15 protein-coding genes are annotated in these 23,129 nt (G+C 67.1%); 10 read left to right on the forward strand and 5 right to left on the reverse strand.

Features of this window, described 5'->3' with window-relative positions; genetic code table 11:
* The first annotated feature begins 145 nt into the window (after positions 1-145).
* Together IV454_RS11630 and IV454_RS11635 are read left to right on the forward strand one after the other, a co-directional pair.
* Positions 146-2,593, forward strand: a complete 2,448-nt coding sequence (locus IV454_RS11630; RefSeq protein ID WP_206091582.1) for a S9 family peptidase — start codon at positions 146-148, stop codon at positions 2,591-2,593.
* A 106-nt stretch (positions 2,594-2,699) separates the two neighbouring features.
* Complete coding sequence (locus IV454_RS11635; RefSeq protein WP_181002726.1) at positions 2,700-2,867, forward strand: hypothetical protein; 168 nt, start codon at positions 2,700-2,702, stop codon at positions 2,865-2,867.
* A gap of 16 nt (positions 2,868-2,883) precedes the next feature.
* On the opposite strand, the gene IV454_RS11640 is transcribed toward IV454_RS11635, so the two are convergent.
* Both IV454_RS11640 and IV454_RS11645 read right to left on the reverse strand, forming a co-directional pair.
* Positions 2,884-7,284: a translocation/assembly module TamB domain-containing protein gene (locus IV454_RS11640; RefSeq protein ID WP_206091583.1), complete on the reverse strand. Its 4,401-nt coding sequence runs from the start codon at positions 7,282-7,284 to the stop codon at positions 2,884-2,886.
* Positions 7,284-9,116, reverse strand: coding sequence for an autotransporter assembly complex protein TamA (locus IV454_RS11645; protein ID WP_229522197.1), 1,833 nt, complete (start codon positions 9,114-9,116; stop codon positions 7,284-7,286). Before IV454_RS11645 ends, IV454_RS11640 begins: the two co-directional genes overlap by 1 nt.
* Positions 9,117-9,257: 141 nt before the next feature.
* On the opposite strand from IV454_RS11645, the gene queC reads away from it, so the two are divergent.
* From queC to IV454_RS11660, 3 genes are all read left to right on the forward strand, one after another.
* Positions 9,258-9,962, forward strand: a complete 705-nt coding sequence (gene queC / locus IV454_RS11650) for a 7-cyano-7-deazaguanine synthase QueC (protein WP_206091585.1) — start codon at positions 9,258-9,260, stop codon at positions 9,960-9,962.
* Between the two features lie 44 nt (positions 9,963-10,006).
* Complete coding sequence (locus IV454_RS11655; RefSeq protein WP_229522318.1) at positions 10,007-10,441, forward strand: DUF805 domain-containing protein; 435 nt, start codon at positions 10,007-10,009, stop codon at positions 10,439-10,441.
* A 186-nt stretch (positions 10,442-10,627) separates the two neighbouring features.
* Positions 10,628-11,503 carry a hypothetical protein gene (locus tag IV454_RS11660; protein ID WP_206091587.1) on the forward strand — a complete coding sequence of 292 codons (876 nt, stop codon included), beginning with the start codon at positions 10,628-10,630 and terminating at the stop codon, positions 11,501-11,503.
* Between the two features lie 53 nt (positions 11,504-11,556).
* Here IV454_RS11660 and IV454_RS11665 read toward each other — a convergent pair whose 3' ends face one another.
* Positions 11,557-13,179, reverse strand: coding sequence for a hypothetical protein (locus IV454_RS11665; RefSeq protein ID WP_206091588.1), 1,623 nt, complete (start codon positions 13,177-13,179; stop codon positions 11,557-11,559).
* Between the two features lie 369 nt (positions 13,180-13,548).
* On the opposite strand from IV454_RS11665, the gene lodA reads away from it, so the two are divergent.
* From lodA to IV454_RS11685, 4 genes are all read left to right on the forward strand, one after another.
* Positions 13,549-15,711: a CTQ-dependent lysine 6-oxidase LodA gene (gene lodA, locus IV454_RS11670; protein ID WP_206091589.1), complete on the forward strand. Its 2,163-nt coding sequence runs from the start codon at positions 13,549-13,551 to the stop codon at positions 15,709-15,711.
* Between the two features lies 1 nt (position 15,712).
* Positions 15,713-16,849: a tryptophan 7-halogenase gene (locus tag IV454_RS11675; RefSeq protein WP_206091590.1), complete on the forward strand. Its 1,137-nt coding sequence runs from the start codon at positions 15,713-15,715 to the stop codon at positions 16,847-16,849.
* A gap of 339 nt (positions 16,850-17,188) precedes the next feature.
* Positions 17,189-17,932, forward strand: a complete 744-nt coding sequence (locus IV454_RS11680) for a metallophosphoesterase family protein (protein WP_206091591.1) — start codon at positions 17,189-17,191, stop codon at positions 17,930-17,932.
* A 111-nt stretch (positions 17,933-18,043) separates the two neighbouring features.
* A complete protein-coding gene (locus IV454_RS11685) occupies positions 18,044-21,076 on the forward strand; it encodes a sensor domain-containing diguanylate cyclase (RefSeq protein ID WP_206091592.1) in 3,033 nt (1,010 codons plus the stop codon).
* Here the strand turns inward: IV454_RS11685 and IV454_RS11690 are convergent.
* Positions 21,063-21,446: a hypothetical protein gene (locus IV454_RS11690; protein WP_206091593.1), complete on the reverse strand. Its 384-nt coding sequence runs from the start codon at positions 21,444-21,446 to the stop codon at positions 21,063-21,065. The genes IV454_RS11685 and IV454_RS11690 overlap by 14 nt on opposite strands.
* 246 nt (positions 21,447-21,692) lie before the next feature.
* On the opposite strand from IV454_RS11690, the gene IV454_RS11695 reads away from it, so the two are divergent.
* A complete protein-coding gene (locus IV454_RS11695; RefSeq protein WP_206091594.1) occupies positions 21,693-21,938 on the forward strand; it encodes a hypothetical protein in 246 nt (81 codons plus the stop codon).
* 46 nt (positions 21,939-21,984) lie between these two features.
* Here IV454_RS11695 and IV454_RS11700 read toward each other — a convergent pair whose 3' ends face one another.
* The gene (locus IV454_RS11700; protein WP_206091595.1) at positions 21,985-23,004 is read right to left on the reverse strand and encodes a choice-of-anchor A family protein; all 1,020 of its coding nucleotides are present in this window, start codon (positions 23,002-23,004) and stop codon (positions 21,985-21,987) included.
* Positions 23,005-23,129 lie beyond the last annotated feature (125 nt).

Here is a 23,129-nt window from a genome sequence, read left to right on the forward strand (position 1 = left end):
AAACACGCATTATAAACGCCCGCCGCACCGCGCCGCCCGCACCCGCCGTACGTACCATACGCCCAGTAAATACGGGAGAAGAGCCGATTGACAAGCCCGCCGCTAGTGCGCAAGATGGCGGATCGCCTTCACCCGAGAACCCGCCATGCGCCATCGCCTCCCCATCGTCCCGCTGACCATGTCCCTGCTCGCCGCAGCACCGAATGCGCATTCCCAGTACCAATTGCCGCCGGCGCAGTTGCAGGCCATCGTGGACGCGCCGCGCGCGCCGGCGCTGGGCCTGTCGCCGCAGCGCGACCTGGCGATGATGGTCGATACGCCGGCCCTGCCCAGCATCGCCGAGGTGGCGCAGCCGGAACTCAAGCTGGCCGGCCTGCGCATCAATCCGCGCACCTATTCGCCGAGCCGCTTTTCCTTCGGCACGGGTCTCAAGCTGCTCGATATCGCCACGCAGAAGGAAATCAAGATCATGGGCTTGCCGCGCGAGCTGCGCCTGGCCGACAGCGCCTGGTCGCCCGACCAGCGCTACCTGGCCTTCACCCACGTCACCTACGCCGACCGCGATGGCGCGTCCGGCGTCGAACTGTGGCTGGTCGATATCAATACGCGCATCGCGCGGCGCTTGAGCGCGCAGCCGCTGTCCTACCTGGATGGCTCGGGCTTTACCTGGATGCCGGACGCCAAAGGCCTGCTGCTGCACCTGAAACCCATCGGGCGCGGCAAGGCGCCGCAGTCGACCGGCGTGCCGGGCGGCCCGATTCTGCTGGACAGCCAGGTCAGCGTGGGCGCGCGCCAGTTGCGCACCTACCAGGACCTGCTGAAAAACGAAGAAGACGCGCGCCTGTTCGAGCATTACGCCAGCTCGCAGCTGGCGCTGGTCGACCTGTCGGGCAAGCTGCGCCTGATCGGCAATCCCGAACTGTTCACCAGCGTCTCCGTGGCGCCTAACGGCAAGCTGCTGCTGGCCTCCGTGCTGCAGCGCCCCTTCTCGTACGTGGTGCCGGCGTCGGCTTTCCCGCGCCGGATGGACGTGCGCGATTTGAGCGGCAAGTCCGTGCACCTGGTGGTCGAGAAGCCGCTCGAAGAAGGTCTGCCGCCGGGGAACGATGCCGTGTCCGCAGGTGTGCGCAAGGTCAGCTGGCGCGCCGACGCCCCGGCCACCCTGGTCTGGGCCGTCGCCCAGGATGGGGGCGATCCGGCGACGGCGGCCGAGGTGCGCGACATTGTGTACGCCCACGCCGCGCCGTTCGCCGGCGAGCCGAAGGTGCTGGCCAGGCTTGGTTCGCGCTACGACCGCGTGGTCTGGGGCAATGGCGACGTGGCCTTGCTGGGCGAGGACTGGTACAAGACGCGCGCCGTCAAGATCTGGCGTATCCGGCCGGAGCACGACACAATGCCGCCCGAGTTGCTGTTTTCGTATTCCGCCGAGGACCGCTATAACAACCCCGGCTCGCCCGTCACGATGCCCGACAGCGCGGGCCGTCCGCGCCTGATCGTGGGCGCCGATTCGACCATCCTGCTGGGGGGCAGCGGCGCCTCGAACGAGGGTGACCGTCCTTTCCTCGACCGCTTCAACCTGGCCAGCAAGGCCACGGAGCGCCTGTTCCAGAGCCAGGCGCCCTATTACGAGAGCCTCGTGACGGTGCTCAGCGACGATGGCACGCGCCTGTTGACCACGCGCGAGTCGCCCACCGAGCGCCCGAATTTTTATGTGCGCGACCTGAAACGCAGCGGCGCGGCGCAACTGACCGCGCTCACCCATTTCCCGCATCCGACCCCGCAGTTGAAGGATGTGCAGAAGGAGCAGATCCGCTACAAGCGCGCCGATGGCGTCGACCTGACCGCAACCCTGATGCTGCCGCCGAATTACGAAGCAAAGCGCGACGGCCCACTGCCGCTGCTGATGTGGGCTTATCCGCAAGACTTCAAGAGCGCCAGCGCGGCCAGCCAGACCACCGGTTCGCCGTTCCGCTTCAATGCGATCAGCTACTGGGGCCCGGCGCCGATGCTGGCGATGGGCTATGCGGTGCTCGATAACCCGTCGATGCCGATCGTCGGCGCCGGCGAGGCCGAACCGAACGACAGCTACCTGCCGCAGCTGGTCGCCAACGCCGAAGCGGCGGTGGCCGAAGTGGTGCGGCGCGGCGTGGCCGAACGCCACCGCATCGCCATCGGCGGGCACTCGTACGGCGCTTTCATGACCGGCAACCTGCTGGCCCACACGCGCCTGTTCAAGGCCGGCGTGGCGCGCAGCGGCGCCTACAACCGCACGCTCACGCCGTTCGGCTTCCAGTCCGAGGAGCGCGAGTTCTGGAAGGCCAGGGAGGTGTACCAGGCCATGTCGCCGTTTAATAACGCCGACAAGATCAAGGATGCGCTGCTGCTGATCCACGGCGAGCAGGATAATAATTCGGGCACTTTCCCGATGCAGAGCGAGCGCATGTTCCAGGCCATGAAGGGCTTGGGCGGCACCGCGCGCCTGGTGATGCTGCCCAACGAAAGCCACGCCTACCGCGCGCGCGAATCGATCATGCATATGCTGTACGAGACCAATTCCTGGCTCGACAAATACGTCAAGAACGCCAAGCCGTGAGCGCCGGCGTGGCCGCTTCCGGCGGCCGCGCCAGGCCGGTCAAGCGTACGGCCCCGCCGCCATGCATGTGCTAATGTCTCCGCTTCATCATCCAGGAGCGACCCACATGAATCCAGCAGCCATTGACGCCCATCGCGCACCGGACCCGGCGCCGGTCGAGGAGCCATCTCCCGAGCCGTTCGACAATCCCCACCCGCATCACCCGCCGGTCAAGCATCCGCAGGATGACGATCCGGTGCCCGACCCGAAGCCGAGCACCTTTTTCCTGCACTAGGCTGGCCGAACCCCGGCTAGTCGAACGCCCAGGAATAGAGCACGTCGAGCGCGGTGTTGGTGCCGGTCTGGAACTGCAAGGTGATGCGCGGATTGAGCTTGTAGCGCAGCTTGACGAGGCTCGATGCGGTCGTCGCTCCCTGCTCGAAACTGAGGTAGGCGCGCGATGAAATCCGCTTGCCGACCGTGACCACGGTGCTTTCCAGCCCCTTGGCCTGCGACAGGCCCAGTTCATCGACTCCCAGCGAATTGGTCAGGCGCGACTTGAACCCACCGCCGCTGCCCGAGCCGCCCAGCAGGGCGCTGGCGGCGGCGCTGAGCAAGGCCGCTTCCTTGCCCGAGGTGCCTTCCATCCCATGCCCCAGCATCAGCCATGACAGCTTTTCGCTGTCCGGCACCGACGGCTTCGATACCAGCTTGGCCACCGGCGAGAGGGCCGAACCACGTACTTCGACACCGGCTTCGACGTTGGTCTCGGACAGTTGCTCGCCCTCAGGCCGGCGCCGCAACGCGCGGATGTTCAGTGCCGGGTTGTCGGACGGGCCGCTGAAGGTCAGCACGCCTTGTTCGATATCGAGGTTCTGTCCATAGGCCCTGTATGTGCCGCTGGTTACGCTGATGGTGCCGTTGATGCGCGGCGGCCGCCCGCCGCTGGTACGCACGCGCAGCGAACCTCCCAGTTCGGCGTCGATACCCATGCCGCGCAGGCGGAAGGCGTTGCCCAGGTCGGCCTCCACATCCATCGCCAGCGGCATGCTTGGCTCGCCCTTGACCGCCGGCGTGCCCACGCCGGCCCGTCCCAGCACGATCACGTCGTCCGACAGGGTAGGGCGGTCTTGCGGCGCCAGTTCGATCAGCGCGCGGTCGGCCTTGAATTTGCCTTCGAGCGAAAAGCGCTTGGCGTCGCGCACCAAGGTACTCTGGCCGCTGATGACGACAGTGCGGTCGGGACGCGACAGGATTTCAAGCTTGTCGGCCACCAGTTTCAACTGCATGGTCGCTTCGCCGCCGGCAAAGCGCACCGCGCCGTCGGCCAGCATCGTGCCCTGCACGCCGTCGAAACTGAGTCGCTGCAGCAGCAGCTGGTCGCCCGCCAACTGGGCGCGCAACTGGCCGTTACCGAGCTTGACGCCCTGTTCGGCCCAGCGCAGCGCCAGTTTGTCGCCGTTGACGCTGCCGTTCAGGGTCGGCGTGCCGACCGTGCCGCCGCCGGTCAGCGCCAACTTCAAGGCGCCGTCCAGTTCCAGCCCCGGCTGGCCGCTGAAGGGGGCCAGCCACGCGATCGAGACCATGTCGGCATTGGCCGTCATGGTCAGTGGGCTGGCGTTGCCCAGGCGGCCGCCGATCATTTGCGCGGTGGCGTCCACGCTGGCCTGGCCGATCCGGGTGCCATCGACCTTGGCCTGCACGCGCAGCGCGCTGTTGGCGACGTCGGCGCGCAGGTCGAGCGTGCGCAGTCCCAGCACCACCGGCACGTCGGCGCCGGCGATGATGTCGCCGCTCTCGCGGAACACGTGCACCATGCCGTTCAGGGCCGGCGTGGCGCCAGCCGGGGCCTGCATGTCGAGCGACCAGTCGGCGCCCAGCAGCAGGTTGCCGCCGATCGCCTCGCGCATGCCCGGCGAAAATTGCGCCAGGTAGGTGAGCGGCACGCCGGCGGCCACGCCCTTGCTGGTCCAGTGCGGGCCGTTCTTTTCCAGCGACTGCACACTCACGCTGCCGTCGGGCAGCTTGATCACGGCATTGCTCATGCTGATCTGCTGCGGTTTGGCCAGGCCGGCCACCCCGGCGCCAGTAATGGCCGCGATACGCAGCGGTACGGGCGCCTGCAGCGCGAAAGAGTAGCGGCCCTTGTTCTGGAGCGCCGCCACGGTGCCGCTCCATGCGCTGTTGGCCCAGCCGCCGCGAACCTCGCCGGCCGCATCAAAACTGTCGCCGCGCGCGTCCAGATGCAGGACGTGGGCGCCGCGCGTGCCGCTCGTTTGCAGGTGCGCGCTGTCGATGCGGGTGTCGCCGCTGACATACTCGGTGATGGCGATGTCGCTCACCAGCGGATCGTCGGCTCCGCGCCCGCTGCCAAGGCTGGCGCTGGCGCGCAGGGTCTTGACCTGGTGCTTGCCGAGCACCTTGAGGTTCTGGCCTTCCAGCGCGGCGCTGACGGCCGGCGCGGCCAGGGTGCCCGAGACGGTGCCGCCGCCTTTGAGCACGCCGCCGTAGTCGGGACCGAGTGCCGCCAGTTGCGGCGCGTCGATGCGCCAGTCAAGCTTGTCGGCCACCAGGCCGAAGCTGCCCTTGGCGGCGACGATGTTCGGGCCCACATGCAGGTCGACGTCGGCGTTGGAGACGTGCTTCGCGTCCGCCGCCAGTTTGGCGTAGCCCCAGAAGGGCGCATTGGCCAGGGTCGAGGGCTGCAGCGCCAGATTCAGGTTGCCGCGCCAGTCGGCTCCGGAGCGGCCGGCAGTGTCGAAGGTGCCGTTGATGCTGCCCGCCAGCGGCGAGCCGAAGGCGCCCGGATTGAAGCGCTGCGCCGTGCCGGCCGCCTTGACGTCGACCGCGCCGCCGTCGAGCCATGCCTCGCCGCTGGCGTGCAGCAGGCTGTTATTGGCCTTGCGCGCCGCCGCCACCCAGCCGAGGCCAGTCGCATCGGCCTCGAAGGTGGTGCGCGGCGCCTGCATGGTGCCGGTGACGACGCCGTTGGCGGCCAGCGCGCCGTACAAATCGCTGCGCGCGGCCGCCAGATCGGTGGCGTTGACTCTCCACGTGAGTTTTTCGCCGGGCGCCCCGAAACTGCCTTTCAATTGCGCCGTGTTGTTTCCCAGCGCGAGGGTGGCATCCACAGCGCTGATGTGCGCGGCGTCGGCATTGAGCTTGCCCTTGCCCGACAGCGGCTGGTCGAACAGGCGGCTTGGCCGTAGCGCAAAATCGGCCGCCACTTTCCATGCCGGCGACAGCAGGCCGGCGGCGTTGATATCGGCATTGATGTCGGCCTTCGGCAAGTCGCCGAAGGCGGCCGGGTTGAACTTGACGGCGCTGGCGCTGACCTTGAATTCGCGCTTGCCGGCCAGGTTGGCGCTGCCGGAGAGGCCCACGCTGCTGCCGCCGGCGGCCAGGCGCGCCTGTTGCACGGTCAGCACGTTGTCGGCCAGGGTGGCTTTCGCTTCCAGGCGCATGCCCGCTTCCACCAGTTTGGTGGTGAAGGTCTGGGTGTTGCCGGCGTTGGCGACCGTGATGTCGCCGGCGATCTTGGTCGACTTCATGCGGCTGTGGATGCGCTTGATGTCGATGCCGTCGGTGTGCAGCGCAAAGCTGGCGCTGCCGATGCCTTTGTCGGTGGCGCTGCGCGCCACCGTGCCGTTGCCGGTGAATTTGCCGGCTTCGCCCAGGTCGATCAGCACCGCGCCGATGTCCAGCGCCGACAGATTGCCTTTCAGTTCGCCGCGCATGGAGCGCAGCGGCAGGCGTTGCAGGTCGATCGGGCCGGTCGCGCCGGCGTTCTCGATCGCGACCTTGCCGGCGATATTGCGGTTCGCTTCGATGCGTGCCGTGATCGCCAGCGACAAATCGGCCTTGGGCAGTTCGGGATTGAAAAAGCCGGGGTCGATGTTCTTGCCATGGATGGTCATGGCGCGCAGCGGGATCGGGTCGAACGGCGCCAAGGTGAATTTGGCGTCGCCCTGGGCCTTGCCCGAGACGGCGCTGGCGTCGAGCTGGGTGGTTTCCAGGTCGCCGCCCACGCCCAGGGTGATCTGCGCCGGCTGCTGGCCGGCCGCTACCACGAGCTGGGTCAGGCTGGCCTTGCCGGCCAGCTTGAACGGCTTGCCGGTGCCGATGCTGGCGTCGGCCATGGCCTTGCCCCACGGGGTCATCGCGCTGGCTTTGCGCAAAGCCCATTTTTGCTGGTCTCCCAGCAGTTCGAAGCGCACGTCGGTGATCACCGTTTCGGCGCCCGCAACGGCCGCATTGGTCAGGATGACTTTGGACAGGCGCGCATCGTCGACTTCGAGCTTGAAGGGCGGCGCGAGTTTGGCCGGCATCTTGGCCGGTTCGCCTTCGCGCAGGGTATTCATGCGCAGGATGGCCACGTGCAGCTTGTTGATCGCCACGCCGCGGCTCAGGTACTGGAAGGGCGACCAGTCGATGTCGATATTCTCGGCGGTGACGACCTTTTCCGGGGTGCGGTAGACGACTTTATCGAGGTGCATGGCGCCGTACAGCGAGCCTTTCACGCCGGTGACGACGATGCTGCCGCCGCTGGCGTTGGCCGCGCGCTGGACCAGCATTTGCAGGGTCGTTTCGCGTCCCAGGTACCAGTAGGCGCCGCCCAGCAGGGCGCCGCTGACGACGACGCCGATGGCGACGCGGCGCGGCCAGCGGCGCTGGCGTGGCGGCGGGGTGGTAGGGGTATCGGCGGTAGTCATCAGAATGTAAAGCCCAGTGAGAAGTGCAGGCGCGCTTTTTTGAGCGCTTGTCCGTAGGCGAGGTCGACGTTGATCGGGCCGACCGGGCTGCGCCAGCGCGCCCCGATGCCATAGCCCGATTCCGGTTTCAGGTCGCTGATTTTGTCGGCGGCGTTGCCGGCGTCGTAGAAAAAGGCCACGCCCCACGGCGGCTTGAACCAGTACTGGTATTCGACGCTGCCGACCAGCAGGTAGCGCCCGCCGACGATGGCGTCGCCCTCGCGCACGCCCAGTTCCTGGTAGCCGTAGCCGCGCACCGACTGGTCGCCGCCGGCGCGGAACAGGAAGGTCGACGGCACGCCGGCTTTATGGCTCGATCCAAGCACGCCGGCTTCGCCGCGCACGATCAGGTTGGTCGACGGTCCGAGCGGACGGTAATTGATGAAGCGCGTGCTGGCGCGCAAGAAGCGCTGGTCGGTCAGCAGCGGCAGCACGGCGCCGCCGAACTGCGCGTTGAGCACATAGCCGCGCGTGGGCAGCACCAGGTTGTCGAGCGCGCGCTTGGTCCAGCTGAAGGTCAGCGGCACGCTGTTGCTGCGCCGCGTTTCGATGCCTTCGACCAGGCGCCGCTCGCTCAGGTATTCCAGGGTCAGGCTGCGTTCGAGCAGCGGCGAGCCCCAGGCGCGCCGGCCGGCCACGGTGGCGACGTTGGTCACTTCGCCGCGCAGGTCGGTGCGCTCGAAACCGGCGCCGAAGCTGTCGCTGTAGCCTTTTTCGGTGGTCGGGAAATAGAAGTCGGCGCGCGCGGTCTGGCGCTTCTGCTCCGTGATCAGGTTACTTTTCATGCGCAGGCCGAGCACATCGAGGTCGTCGTAATTGAGCTGGGCGCGCGCGCCGGTGTTGGTCGAATAACCGAGGCCGACGTCGACGTTTTTCTGCTTGTTCTCGGTCACGCGTACCAGCACCGGCAGGATCGCCGGGTTGGCCACGGGCGGGCGCGGGATGGCTTTCTGGTCGTCGCCCATGGCGTCGATGTCTTCCGATAGCGCGGCCGACATGTCGGCGCTTACTTCGACGGTGCTGAAGTAGCCGGTGTCCTGCAGGCGCGCCTGGTAGGCTTGCAGGGCCGCTTCGTTGTATTCCTGGCCGGGGCGGATGCGATTGAGGTTGCTGACGATGGTGCGCGAATAGCGCTTCAAGCCTTCGACGTGCAGTTCGCCAAAGCGCGCTTCGGGACCGCTGTCGAGGACCACCTTGAGCAGGGCGCGGTGCATGTCGGGGTCGACGATGGCGCTCGATTCAACTAGCTGGGCGCGCGGATAGCGCGCCATCATCACCTGGCGCAGCAGGTTGCGCTTGGCGCCTTCCCAGTCGGCCTGGCGGAACCGGCGGCCCACCGGCATGCCCCAGTGGTTGCGCAGGTCGGCCGAATCGTACGGTTTGGAGTCGGCGCCGACCGGCTCGAAGCCCTTGAGCACCAGATCCACGTCGCCCACCAGCACCGGCTGGCCCGGGTCGACCGTGATGCGCGCGACGGGCTTACCGCCGCTGGTGTCCAGGCCCGCGCTGACCTTGGGCGAATAATAGCCTTCGGTGGCGATCAGGGTTTTAGCTTGCTCGGGCGCGGCCTTGACCAGGCGCTGCAACTGGACGAGGTCGAGGCGCGGGTTGCCTTGCCAGCGCACCAGGTCGAGATTTTCTTCGAGCAGGTCGTCGAGCGGGCCGGGAGCGTCTACCTTGACCGAGTAATCGATGCCGCGCGCGGCGGCTTGTTGCGGGGCGGCTGGCGGCTCTTGCGCCAGCGCCGTTGCCGCCGGGGCCGCAAGGCACACGGTCACGGCGATTTGTGCCAAAATTCGTCGCTGGCGCGGCGTCCGGGCTATTGTTTTGTCTGGTGTTGCGGGAAACATGGCGCTCCATTCGGGAAAATGCTGAGGCATCTTACCGGATCGGACGACATGATGGCGAACGTCTAATGATTTGGAAAATACACTATGCAAGAAGCTGACGGCGCACTGGTTTTGTTTAGCGGCGGACAAGACTCCGCCACCTGCCTGGCCTGGGCGCTGGAGCGCTATGCGCGCGTCGAAACCATCGGCTTCGACTACGGCCAGCGGCATGCGATCGAACTGACGGTGCGCCCCACGGTGCTGGCGAAAATGCGCGCCTTGAAGGGTGAATGGGATGCGCGCCTGGGCGAGGATCACATGGTCGACCTGTCCCTGATCGGCAAGATCTCGGACACCGCCATGACCAGCAACGTGGCCATCGAGATGCAGGCCAACGGGCTGCCCAATACCTTTGTACCGGGGCGCAACCTGTTGTTCATGACCGTGGCCGCCACCGTGGCTTACCGGCGTGGCTTGAATGTGCTGGTCGGCGGCATGTGCGAAACCGATTTTTCCGGCTATCCGGACTGCCGCGACGACACCATGAAGGCGCTGCAGGTCGCGCTCAACCTGGGCATGGCCACGCGCCTGAAGCTGGAAACGCCGCTGATGTGGATCGACAAGAAGCAGACCTGGCAGCTGGCGCACGCCGCCGGCGGCGAGGCCCTGGTCGACCTGATCCGGGAAGATACCCACACCTGCTACCTGGGCGAGCGCGGCGCGCTGCACGCCTGGGGCTACGGTTGCGGCACCTGCCCGGCCTGCGCCCTGCGCGCGCGCGGCTACCTGCAATACGTGCGCGCCGCCTGAACGCCGGCGGCGCGCCCGCCTGCTACCAGCCGCGCTTGTTCCAGGTGACGGGGCGCATCGGGCGGGTGCGCTACTTTGCGTACTCGATCGCGCCGGTCCTGCTCAATCTCGGCGTGTGGGTGTGCGTGGCTCAGGGCTGGCTGACGGTGCCAGCGAACCTGGGTTCGCTGTCGCTGCTGCTGACCGTGGCGATGCTGGCCGTGATTGCGTCGCGCCGCCTGCGCGATATCGGCTGGCCGTGGTGGCTGGCCGCGCTGCTGTTCGTGCCGTCATTGATGTCGGCGTTTGTACCGATGTTTGGCGCGCTGCAATTGCTGCCTGCGCTGATGTCCACCGCGCTCTCCCTCATCCCCGGCAGCAAGCTGGCCAACCGGGACGGCGCCCCGCCGTGCCCCAACACCCGCCTGACGGTGGCCGCCGCCTGCCTGTGGATCGTGTTGTCTGGCGCCTCTCTATGGGTGGTACTGTCGCTGCGCTAGGGCAGGTAAGGCACAGGAAGTGTGGCAAATCGACCAATGTGACGCGCAGCCTGTATTTATTGCCCCGCGACCGGTTGATGATGGTTCTTCAGTGCAATAATGGAAGTCGGACGGGGCGCGCCGCCGCGCCCGATACCCATCCCGTCACACTCCATCTCCATCCAGCCCCTCTATGAGCTCATCAATATGAAAATTCCCTACCTTTTCTCCCCTGCGTTGCGCGGCCTGGCGGCCAGCGCCGCCATGCTCGGCATGCTGAGCGGTTGCCTGAATGCTCCGATGGTCGATACCAGCAAATACAGCGCGCCCAAGTCGGTGGTGATCGACGATTTCCCCGATATGAAAGCGGCCGCCGTGATCGGCGTGGTGGTGCCCAAGTCGTACGCCTTCCCGGGCTTTCATTTTTCGCGCAATGCCGATTTTTTCTACATGGACGATGAGCTCGACGAGTTGCCGGCCGACGCGCCCCCGATGTTCAAGTACCAGAGCGCCGGCTTGCTGGACGGGCTGATCGTGGGCATGGTGGCCGGCTCCGAAGCGGCGACCCAGAAACGCGCCGAAGGTTTCCATGGCGCCGTTCTGGCGCGCCTTCCGGACTTCGACATGCGCAAGGACTTTCTCGCCAGCCTGCGCAAGTCGCTTGAAGCGCAGGGCATCGCGGTGACGATCGCGCAATCCGGACGGCGCAACTATCCGCGCCATCGCTGGGCCGCCGCTGATGCGGACGGCAACAAGTATCCGCTCGGTCCGCTGGCTTCCTCGCCCGCGGTCGACGCCGACCTGCTGGTGCAGGTCAGCCCGGTTGCGTTTTACATGGCGCCGGGCGGCTTGAACGCGTACCGGCGCAATGTCACGCTCGGGGTCGCCCTGTACAACGGCCGCACCAAGCAATTCCTCGGCCGCCAGACCCTGGAGTTCAGCAACAGCGGCTTCAGTTACCAGTACATGAAGTTCGATACCCTGGTCGCCGACATTCCCGTGGCCGCTCCGGCGCTGCGCGACGCCGTGCTGTCGCTGGTGCCGCAACTGGTCGACTTGATCAACGCGCGCCCCGTCAAGTAAGTGCCAGCGCCCGGGCCGCTCCGGCAAGCGCCGGCGGCCCGGGTGCCGCTGCGTCAGGGCATGCGCACGAAGTTGTGGTATTCCGTACTCCAGCTCAAGCCATTGTCGGTGGAGCGGCGAATCGTGTAGAAGTCGCGCTCCTTGCCATAGGTGAGCATGGCGCCCGAGGGCAGGATGTCCAGTGTGCCGCCCGGGAATTGACCGACCTGCGTCCATTTGCGGCCCAGGTCGCCGCTGGTATGCAGGATCGGACCGGCCGACAGGTCGCCCGGCAGCGGCGCGCTGGGGACCCACAGAGCGGCATCGCCCGATTGCAGGGGCACCCCGGCGTTGCGCGGCGTGGGCACTTCCTGCCAGCTCAGGCCCTCGTCCTTGCTGATATAGGAGCCCCCGAACATCTTGCCGCGCACGCCGATGGTGCCGTTCGGACTGGCCTGGGCCGCCGCCACTTTCATCCCTTGCGGCATCTTGCGCGTGACCCACTGGACGCTCGCGTAGTCCAGCACATGCAGGCTCTCGTCGACCGCGAAGCCGAATCCGCGCTCCGTGCGCCACGGCCAGAAGCCCGACTGGCCCCACCAAAAATCCTTCTTCAGCGGTACGCTGGCCACCCGCTTCCAATTGCCGCCTTCGATGTCCCGGGCGTGGAAGATGCTCACCTGCTCATCGCTGTGCAAGGTGATATACCAGCCGGCGCGCTCGTTGCCCGCCACATAGATCAAGTTGCCGCGTGGCAGGTTGCCGGGGTCGACCGGGGTCAAGGTGGTGGCGCCCGGCGCCAGCCGCACGATGGTGTTCGCTTCGCCGACGCCGATCAGGGTGGCGTTGGGCAGCGCGACCGGCAGCACGCACGCCAGGGAATTGATGTCCGTGCCACGGACGGCGGTCCATTTGCCCTCCGTCGAGCGCAGCAGCACCGTGCCCATTTTGGCGGCGGCGGCGATGCGTCCGTCCGGATACTCGCTGAAGCAACCGGCGCCGACGGGGCGGCGCAGCGCGATCGCTTCGGCGAAGTCGTCGCGCAGGGGCGGCGTGGTCCAGCCGGGCGCCGCGTTCTGGCCCAGCAAGCGGGCGTGCGGCGGCGATTTGCGCTCGAGCAGCTGGCGATTGTCGCTCAGCAGCGCGCTGCGGCCAATGATTGTCATTTTGTTGAGCGGAGTAATCACCGTGCGGCCCAGATCCACCGTTTGCCCGGGCCGGACCGTGAACATGCCGAACAGGTCGAGGTCACGGGAACCGATGGTGGGCGTGATGGTTCGGTTGACGGTGAGCTTCCAGCCCAGCAAACGGTCGACCGTCTCGACCTGGTAGGACTTCATTGTCACTTGCACCATCTGGTAATCGCCTGCCGGCAGCACCCCGACAAACACCGCGCTGTCGAAGGCCAGCGCGGGTGCGACCTGGAGGAGCTCGAAGATGTTCTCGCCGCTATCGTCCGGCGCGGACTGGCTCTCACCGGCCCCGCCGAGGCGGCGCATGCGAACCGACGTCATGTCCAGCACCGCCACCATATTCGTGCTCACGCTGACCACCACCGTCCCTTCGTCCGCCTTGGGCGCGCGCGCGAGCGGATCGTCGGCGCGGGTCAGGTGGTTGAAGGCGGCGCTGGGGCCGGAGGCCAGCAGCAGGAGCAAGCCGGTTAGCAGCGCGCAGGCTGGTTTGAACGGGAGAGGCATGATGTCCGATCTCTGCAACAGAGGATGGGGTGGGAAGGCGGCACGCGGGAGCGCTGCAGGATATTAGCGTGTGGAAATAATTATCCCATGATTGGTATCGGCCGGGGGAGTGAGGTGGCGCGCTGTGGTCAAGCGGCACAAATACCATGCGTTTTGCATAAATGATAATGTTGTTGAATAAAAAACACCCCCGTAGTACATTCAAGACAGGTGCAATTGTCCGGTGACGCACAGGCGAGGGCTGGTTTTTACCGGCCCGGCAAGCCCATTACGCCCCGCGTAGCCGTCACCGCCGCCGCGTCCTGGTTCTAGTCTTTCCGCTGTTGACTTACATGGTTCGTCCATCAATCAATCAGGAGACTTTATTACATGCCATCCCCCGTCAGTTACCGTATTCACCCGTCGATCGGCGTCGGCCGTGTCGGCAACAGCCTCGATTCGTATTACCTCGCCCCCGACAGCATCGGCGGCTTGCCGATCGAAGCGGGCGCCAATGGCGATCCGCTGTTTGAAAACAATGCACCCAAGCGGGTGACCCAGTTCAAGGATGCGCAGGGCCGCATCAAGCGCCAGGCGGCCACCTTCGCCATCTACCAGTCGACGCCGGACGGCCTGGGCGAAGTCGAGCTGGACCTGACGGGCGAGCTGGTCGAATCGGTGGTCTGGTCGGTGCATGTGGCCAACAAGAAATCGGCGTGGTGGGATTTCGTGCCCTTGCTGGGCGACCTGATGTTCGGCAAGTACAACAGTTACGAAACCTGGCAGGAACCGCCCGCGGCCTGGGATGTCGGATCTAGCGCCTGGACCAGTTACCGCAATTCGGACACCACCGGCGATGCGCGCCAGGGCTTGATCATCGATCCGGGACCGCGCACGGTGAGCGGCGCGCTGGCGGCGCCGGTGGAATTCACGGCTGACACGGTTCCCGAAGGCTATACCCACGCATCGTTCCCGCCGACCACCGTCAGCCAGGGCTTGCCGGTCAAGTCGCTCGGCGAAATCCGCACCGATTCGCGCGCCAACCTGCTGGTGCTGGGCGGTTTCGGCCATGCCGGCGGCAACGAGAGCATCACCGGTTTCGGCGGCGGCAATACCTGGAACGACGATATCGCCGACGGCCCGGTGACGGCGGTCGTCACCTTCAAGGACAAGACCCAGGTCACCTTGTCTGCCTGGGTGGTGATCGGTTCGCCCAAATTCGCGCCCCAGCTGGTCAATGTGTCGACCTGGGACGATGTCGCGCTCGATTGCGCGCTCAAATACCAGGGTGCCCGGCCCGATGTGTACGACCTGGCGCGCTGGCCCGCCAGCGAGGGCTGGAATCCGGAGTACAAGGTCAACTACTGGCAAGACATCAAGCCCTTCCTGAACCGGATGGCGGACTACCAGTGGGTGGCGACGGTGCCCTCGATGACGGCGTTCATCAATCCGCCCTTCGATCCGAGCGATGCGAGCGAGGCCGCCAAGCCGCAGCGCGAGCAATTCCTGCGCTACTTCCGCCAGCCGCCGGCGCGGCGCGACGCCACCCTGGAGCAGGCGGCCGGCTTTAGCGGTGGCCAGAACCAGCAATTGTTCAGCAGCGGCTTGCAGGACGTGACGGGCTTGCCGCTGGTGCCGATGAATTCGGGCTCGAATTCGGTGCGCAACAATGTGATCGACAAGTTTTCGGTGCTGACCGATACCCAGTATTTCCTGCTCAAGCAATGGGCGGCCGGCCAGTTCGCGCCGGACGCGCCTGCCTTGACCATTCCGAATATCCATCCGCTGGACCGGGCCGGGATCGGCAATTGCGTGGGCGAGCCGATGTGTCCCGGCATCGAAGTGACCTGGTCGGTGCGCAATCCGACCGTGTATGCGGCGCCCTACCAGATCCGCCACCGCCATGACGAAGCGTATTACTTCAGCAATGGCCTGTCGTGGTCCGAGGACGAGACCGCGCCGATCGACTGGGAAGCGCCGACCGTGGGTGCCGGCTGCGAGCCGGGCGACCTGACCAAGCGCATGGCCATTCCGTGGCAGGCCGATTTCTTCGATTGCTCGGTGCAGTTCATCAATTTCGACAATCCGGACGAGGTCAAGAACCCGATCTCGATGATCCCCACGCCGCCCACCTATTATTCGTACTGGTGGCCGCCGCAAAGCCCGTGGAACGTCATCGCCGGCGCCTACACGCCGGCCGAGCAGAAGCTGACCGGGGTGCCGGCCGGGATGCAGGTCTTGTACAGCCGCGGGGTGAACAGCTTCACGCAAATGATCACCTCGTGGAAGTATCTAGGCTTCGTGGCCAACCAGAATCCCGATCCGGCTTACGGGCGCCAGTATCCGTATTTCGCGGAGCAGGAGCGCAACCACGACCGCTTCAACCTGGCCAGCGTGGCGGTGGGCAATGTGAGCAGCTTTGTCACCGGCGACGACTCGAACTTCTATCCGGCCTGGTTCCTCAAGGATGAAGATCCGTCACCGCAGACGCGCCAGGGCGACAAGCCGCGCAAGATCCTCACCTCGTCCCATGGCCGCACCAGCCGCCGCTGACATGGGAGGCCCGCGCGCCGGGGAGGACGACACGCAGTTCGACGTCGTCATCCTCGGCGCCGGGCCGGCCGGCGCCGCCGCCGCGATCACCCTGCGCCGCTTTACCGGGCTGAGGGTGGCGCTGGTCGAGCGGCGCCAGTTCGACCCCTTCCGTCCCGGCGAGACCGTGTCGCCGGCCCTGTTTGCGCTGACCGACTACCTGGGCATCGAACGCGCCGGGTTCGAACAGCGCCATCTGCAATCGTACGCGCACGCCGCGGCCTGGGGCGGCGCGGACCTGGTGGTGCGCGATTTCCTGTTCAATGGTCAGGGCAGCGGCCTGCACCTGGACCGCATGGCATTCGACAGCATGCTGCTCGACCAGGCCGGCCAGCTGGGCGCGGTGGTCTTGCAGCCGGCCGAGCTGCTGGCGCTGACACCAGGCACGCGCTGGACTGTCGCCCTGCGCCACGGTGAACGGCGGCGCGAGCTGAGCGCCGCCTACGTCATCGATTGCAGCGGGCGCAACAGCGTGATGGTGCGCCAGCAGCGGTGCCCGGTGCTGCAGACCGACCGCATGGTGGGGGTGTACGCCTACTACGAGGCCGCTCAAGACCAGGAGCGCGAGCAGCGCACCCTGGTCGAAACCACCGAAAACGGCTGGTTTTACCTGGCGCCGCTGCCGGGGCGGCGCACGGCGCTCGCCTTCATGACCGATGCCGACACCTTGCGCACCCTGGACTTGCTCGATCCGGGGCAATGGCATCGCCACGCGCTGGCAAGCCGGCATATCGGCGCGCTGGTACGGCAATTGCCGGCGCCGCAAGCATTCCGCCAGTATCCGATCCACAGCCGGGTGGCGCGCTTGCCTGCCAATGCGGCGTGGACCGCGGCCGGGGATGCGGCGGCCAGCTTCGATCCGGTGTCGTCGCTGGGGATCGGGCATGCGCTCAGTTCGGGCATCCATGCCGCCCGGGTGGCGCATGCGCATGTGGAGCGGGGCGGCGGGCTGGGGGAGGGCTACCGGCAAGCGCTGCTCGATCACTTCCAGTCGTATGTGACGACCCGGCGCGACCTGTATGCGAACGAGCAGCGCTGGCCGGGGTCGGGGTTCTGGCAACGGCGCCTGAGCGAAGGGTGGGAGCGCGCCGCGGCGTGAGCGCGCCAGGGCGGGCATGGCCATCGCGCGCCATATTCCGCCTTCCGCGGCGGCGCCCGCAACGGGTGTCGCCGCTTTCCCGGCCCACGCGGCCACTGGCGCAACAGCGGATCGCGAACGCGGCCTTGCCGCCCACCGCCAGCAGCGCCCCAATGCCAGGCCCGAGCGACAGGCAGGGAGCGACAGGCAGGCAGCGGCGCCAGGCCGCGCCTGGCCAGTCGCGCCGCAGCCGAACAGGCGGCCTCGGCAATAGATCCCACGCTATAATCAAGTTGAACACCAGTCATTCATTTTAAAATTACAATATTTATTCCGCGCCAAGCGACGCCGTCCCCCACCATGCGCCTTGCCCTGCTCACCGACCTGCACGCCAACCGCGAAGCACTGGATGCTTGCCTGACGCATGCGCGCGCCCAGAAGGCCGACCAGTATGCGTTTACGGGCGACTTCGTGGGCTACGGCGCCGATCCGGCCTGGGTGCTCGATACCGTTATGGAGCACGTGGCGCGCGGGGCGCTGGCGGTGCAGGGCAATCATGACTATTCGGTCACCCACGAAACGCGCCCGCAGATGCATTTCGAGGCGCGCGAGGTGATCGAGTGGACCCGCGGCCAGCTCAGTGCCGAACAGATGGCTTTCCTGTCCGCCTTGCCGCTGACCCAGGAACTCGAGCGCATGCTGTTCGTCCACGCCAGCGCCCACGATCCGGTCAAGTGGGAGTACGTGACCGGCCTTGAGCCGGCCGAGCGCAGCCTGCGCGCGGCGCGCAAGCGCATGGTGTTTTCCGGCCACGTGCACACGCCGGCGCTATACCGGCGCGCCGACGACGGGCGCATGGGCTCGCACGTACCGGTGCCCGGCACGCGCATCTCGATCGCCCCGCAGCACCAGTACCTGGTCATCCCGGGCGCGGTAGGGCAGCCGCGCGACGGCAACAGCGCCGCCTGCTACGCCTTGTATGACGACATCGCGCGCGAACTGGTGTATTTCCGCATCCCCTACGACAACGGCGCCGCCGCGCGCCGCGTGATCGCCGCCGGCTTGCCGATTGTGTTCGCGATGCGTCTGATTGAGGGTATTTAGCCGCCGTTGCCAATCCGCATATTTGACAATAGTCTTATTGCAACGCAACGTTCGCTAACGTACTATCAGTTAGTAAGAGGCCCGCCACGGGCCCGCACCAGGATCGCTTTCATGGACCATGCCGCCCCCGCCCCGGCCGTGCCGACGCCGCACCTTGGCTTGCGCCAACCCGCGTGGATCGGCGCGGCCACGCTGGCCGGGCTGGTGATGGCGCTGTGCCTGGTCCTGACCTGGCAGTTGTGGGAAGCGGCGCAGCGCGACGCCGAACGCGACCTGCGTGCCGATTTCGACACCAGTGCGCGCGAGGTGGTCAACCAGCTGGCGCTGCGCATGGCGGCCCATGTCCAGATGCTGCGCGGGGTGCAGGGATTGTTCGCCAGTTCGGATGAGGTGACCCGCCAGGCGTTCACCGATTTCGTGCGCATCCAGCATACCGACGCCGAGTATCCCGGCATGAAAGGGCTCGGCTACGTCCTCGCGCTGTCCGACGCCGAGCGCGACGCCCACCTGGCGCGCGTGCGCGGTGGCGGCTTGCCCGACTACGCCATCGCGCCGTCCGGCACCCGGCCCGCCTACGCGCCGCTGATGTACCTCGAACCATTCACGGGCGCGCGCCTGCGCGGGCTCGGGCACGACATGTTTTCCGAGGAGCCCCTGCGCCTGATGCTGGAACAGGCGCGCGACAGCGGCCAGCCCGTCATGTCCGGCAAGGCCACCGTGGCGCGCGAACGCGGCGATGGCGCCTCCGATGGCGTGCTCATTGCCCTGCCGGTGTACATCGGCCGCAAGGCGCCCGACAGCATCGAACAGCGGCGCGACCTGCTGCGCGGCTGGATCTACGCATCCTTTATCATGGAAGACCTGATCGCGCATGTGGGCGGCGAGCGCGCCGCCGGCCTGGCGCTGGCGCTCTACGACGGCAATCGGGTCACGCCGGAAGCGCGCATGGCCACCGGCGCGCCTGCCGCCGCGGCCGCCACGCCGGCGCTGCGCACCGAACAGCGTCTCGGCATCGCCGGACGGCGCTGGACCCTGGTCATCAGCGCCGCCGACGGCTTCGGCGCCGGGCAGCAGAGCGAGGCCCCGCACCTGGTGCTCACGCTCGGCCTGGGGGTGACGGCGCTGCTATCCTTGCTGACCTGGATGCTGGCGCGCAGCAGCGCCAGGGCCGGGCGCGCGCTGCGCAAGTCGCAGCTGCTGGCCGACGAGCTGACCGTGGGCCAGCAGCGCCTGGCCGCGCTGGCCGATTCGGCGCAGCGGGCCCAGGCCATGATGCGCAGTATCCTCGACTCGACCTTCGACGCCATCCTTGTCGACAATGGCGACCGCCGCATCCTGGCCTCGAACCAGCGTTTCCGCACCTTGTGGAGCGTGCCCGATGCGCTCGACCTGGGCGGCGACGACGCGGCCGTGGTCGCGCACCTGCTGGGCCAGCTGGTGCAGGCGGGGCCGCTGCTGTACAGCCGCTCCTTGCAGCTGGCCGGGCACGAGGAACACCGCGAGCTGCTGCGCCTGAAGGATGGGCGCTTCATCGAACAGTTGACGCGCCCGGTGCGGCTGGGCCACGAAGGTGCGCGCCTGTGGTCGTTCCGCGACATCACCGAACGCAAGCAGATCGAACAGCGCGAGCGCGCCCACCGCCATGTGCTCGAACTGCTGGCGCATGGCGCGCCGCTGCAAGCGGTGCTGGGCGCGGTGGTGCTGGGAGTGGAGTCGACCAATGCCGGCATGCTGTGCGCGATCCTGCTGCTCGATGCCGAGGGCCGCTTCCTGCACACCGGCGCCGCGCCCAGCCTGCCGGACTTCTACAACGCCGCCGTCGATGGCTTGCCGGCCGCTCCCGGCTTCGGTTCCTGCGGCAGCGCCGCCGCCAGCGGACAGAGGGTCATCGTCGAGGATATCCAGACCCATCCAGACTGGGCGGCTTACCGCGAGGTGGCCGCGCGCGCGCAACTGGCGTCGAGCTGGTCGGAACCGATCCGCGGCGCTTCCGGGCGCGTGCTGGGCACCTTCGCGATCTATCACCGCACCCCGCATTATCCGAGCGCGGCCAACGTGGTGCTGATCGAGCAGGCCGCCCAGCTGGCCGGCATCGCGCTGGAACAGGCCCAGGCCGCGCAAGCGCTGCGCGTGGGCGAGGAGCGCTTTCGCAGCCTGTACGACCACGCCCCGGTGGCGCTGTGGGAGCAGGATTGGTCGGCCGCGCGCGAGGAGGTGGCGCGCCTGCAGGCGTGCGGGGTGAACGACCTGGGCGGGTGGCTGCGCGAGCATCCCGAGGAAGCGCGCCGCCTGGCAGCGCTGGTGCGCATCACCGACGTCAACGGCGCAGCGCTGGTGCACGTCGGCGCCGCCGCCAAGGAGCCGGGCATCCTGGGGCTGGCGCAGAACTTCGGCAGCCTGGACGCCGCCGCCTTCATCGACGCCTTGGTGGCGCTGGCCGGCGGCGCCCTGTTCCACGAATGCGAAAGCAGCTTCCTGCGGGTGGACGGCGTGGCGCGCCAGCACGAACTGACCTTGCTGGTCATGCCGGGACACGCGCAATCGCTCGACTTCGTGATTGCCTCGACGGTCGACATCACCGAGCGCAAGCGCGTCGATAAGGAACTGCAGGCGCTGGCCAGTACCGATTTCCTGACCGGGCTGCCGAACCGGCGCGTGTTCATGGCGCGCCTGGACGACCAGTTCGCGCGCCTGCAGCGCAGCGTGGACGACTGCGCGTCGGTGCTGATGCTCGACATCGACCACTTCAAACGGGTCAACGACGCGTTCGGCCATGCGGCGGGCGATGCGGTCCTGCGCCACATGGCATCCTTGATGCGTTCGGGGCAGCGCAAGATCGATATCCTGGGCCGGGTCGGCGGGGAGGAATTCGCTGTGCTGCTGCCGGGGACGGCCGGACCGGCGGCGCGCCAGTACGCGGAACGCCTGCGCCAGAGCGTGGCCGGGACGCCCCTGCATGGCGACGGGCGCGAGATTGCGATCACGGTGAGCATCGGCATCGCCACCATCGAGGCTGGGGATGCGGGCCCGGATGCGGCCCTGATCCGCGCCGACAAGGCGCTGTATCGCGCCAAGGCGGAAGGACGCGACCGGGTATGCGAGCACGCCGACGTGCCCGTACCGGCCGCGCTTACAAAGGCTTGACGGCTTCGTGAACGGCGCGCTGCTTGCGCGCGCGGCTGGCGAGATACCAGACGATGGCCAGCGGGATGGCCAGCGGCAGCAGCAGCGGCGAAACCATCAGCGCCAGCACGAGGGCGCCGAGCGCCAGGCCGCCCACGGCCAGCACGCCCAGGCCGGCGAAGAGCAGCGCCAGGAGCACGCCCACGAACAGCATCACGATGCCCGCGATCAGCAGGCCGCCGCCGGCGAACAGCACGCCGACCAGGGCGCCGACGGGGCCGCCGAGTTCATCGCCGTCGATGTTGACCGATACGCCGGACGGGCCGACCATGGCCTCCCAGGCGACCATGATGAACAGGAACAGGAGCAGCAGGGGAGCGTATTTTTTCATGGCAGTGGCCTCGGTTGGGGTAAGGTAGTTACTTGGTACGCTTGCACTGTAGCGAGGCCGCCGGCGCGGCGCCATGCGCATGCGACAGACTGCAGGTTTGGCGGGGTGGGCGGTGCTTGCCAAGGGTGTCTGTGCGTGCGCGCACCTTGCGGCGCGGGCATGCCCGACTTACCCAAAACGCAATTTCCCACCTTGAAATTCCCTCATCATTGCCTATACTGAATTCTCTGTCGCATGGAGAAGCATATGGAATTTGTACACTATTCAGGGGACCGGTGGGCGCTGGCGGCGGGCGGCTTCGTGGCGCGTCAGTTGCGCATCCTGCTCGCCGGTGGCGGTCCCAAGGGGCCGCCGTCGGCGCCTCCGGCCATTCCACCGATTATCATCAATCCCTTCACTTACGGCACCCCGGCGCCGGCCATCGATCCGCGCATTCCGCCGCCCGGTCCGCCGCTGCAGCCGCCCGCGCCGCCGCGCCAGCGCTTCGCATGAAAAAAGCCCACCGTCACCGGTGGGCTTTGTCATTGGGCGCCTGGGTTCAGCTGGTGCGCCGGCGGGTCAGGGCCAGCATCAGCAAGCCCGCGAGCAGCAAGGCGCCGCTGGCCGGCTCCGGTATTGGATGCAGCGAGCCGTCGAACGCTTGCAGGTGCAGCTCGCCGCGCTGGTCGAGCGACTTGACGAACACGCCGCCCTCGATGTTCTGGTTGTTGGTCAGCCGGGCCGAGGGTGCCAGGATGGCGCCGCCGAACTGGGCGTTGGTGACGATGCTGGTGGCGTTGCGAAAGTTCCAGATCAGCTTGCTGCCGAGGGTTTGTGCGGAGCCGCCCAGGAAGTTGGCGCCGATGGTCGCGCTGTCGTCGCTCGCGTTCAGGATCACGGTGGTGGCGTCGCCGAGGTTGAACTCGAATTCGCTGGCCTTGAACACGCCGGCGTCGATCAGGTTGAACACCGCCACGCCGCTGGCGTTGGCCACGGCGTTGAAGGTGGCCTTGCCGTAGCCGTTGAAGGTGACCGTGCTGCCGGTGCCGGCCATCTGGCTCAGGCTGGCCGAGAGCGCGCCCAGGGAGGCCGAGAAATCGGTCGAGTGCGCCGCATCGGCGTTGGCCTGCATGGCGCTGTCGCGCGCGGCCACGCGGCCGCCGTTCGTGTTGCTGGCGCTGAGGCTGCCGCCGATCCAGGCTGCGCCGTTGAGATTACTGTTGCGGACATCGCCGTAGATCACGCCGCTGCCGGCATTGATGCTTGCGCCGTTCAGGTTACCGCCGATGACGGCGCCGCCGGCATTGACCTTCACCTCGCGCGCATTGCCCATGACGGTCAGGCCGGCGTAGCTTGACGCCGGCATGTCGTTCACGTGCTGGGCATAGTCGCCGCCGGTGGCCGTGCCGCCCACCCAGGTACGGCCATCGACGTGCGATTGCGAGTTCACGTCGGTCAAGACCACGGCGTTGAATTCATGCAGGATTTGCTGGGTGCTCAGCGGCGTGGCCGCCGCCTGGGTGGCGAACACGGTGGCGGCGATGGCGGTAGCGGCGAGGCGAAGGTGACGGGCGATCATGGGATACCTGTGGACTGCGAAAGAGGATGTTGCAGTGCAATATATGCGCGCAGCAATGTTACCTTTAATTCAATGTGGAAGCGATTCCCAAATTAGAGCATGGACTCTAATTCCTGCCTGCGGCC

It is taken from the genome of Massilia antarctica (assembly GCF_015689335.1).
Lineage (GTDB): Bacteria > Pseudomonadota > Gammaproteobacteria > Burkholderiales > Burkholderiaceae_D > Telluria_A > Telluria_A antarctica.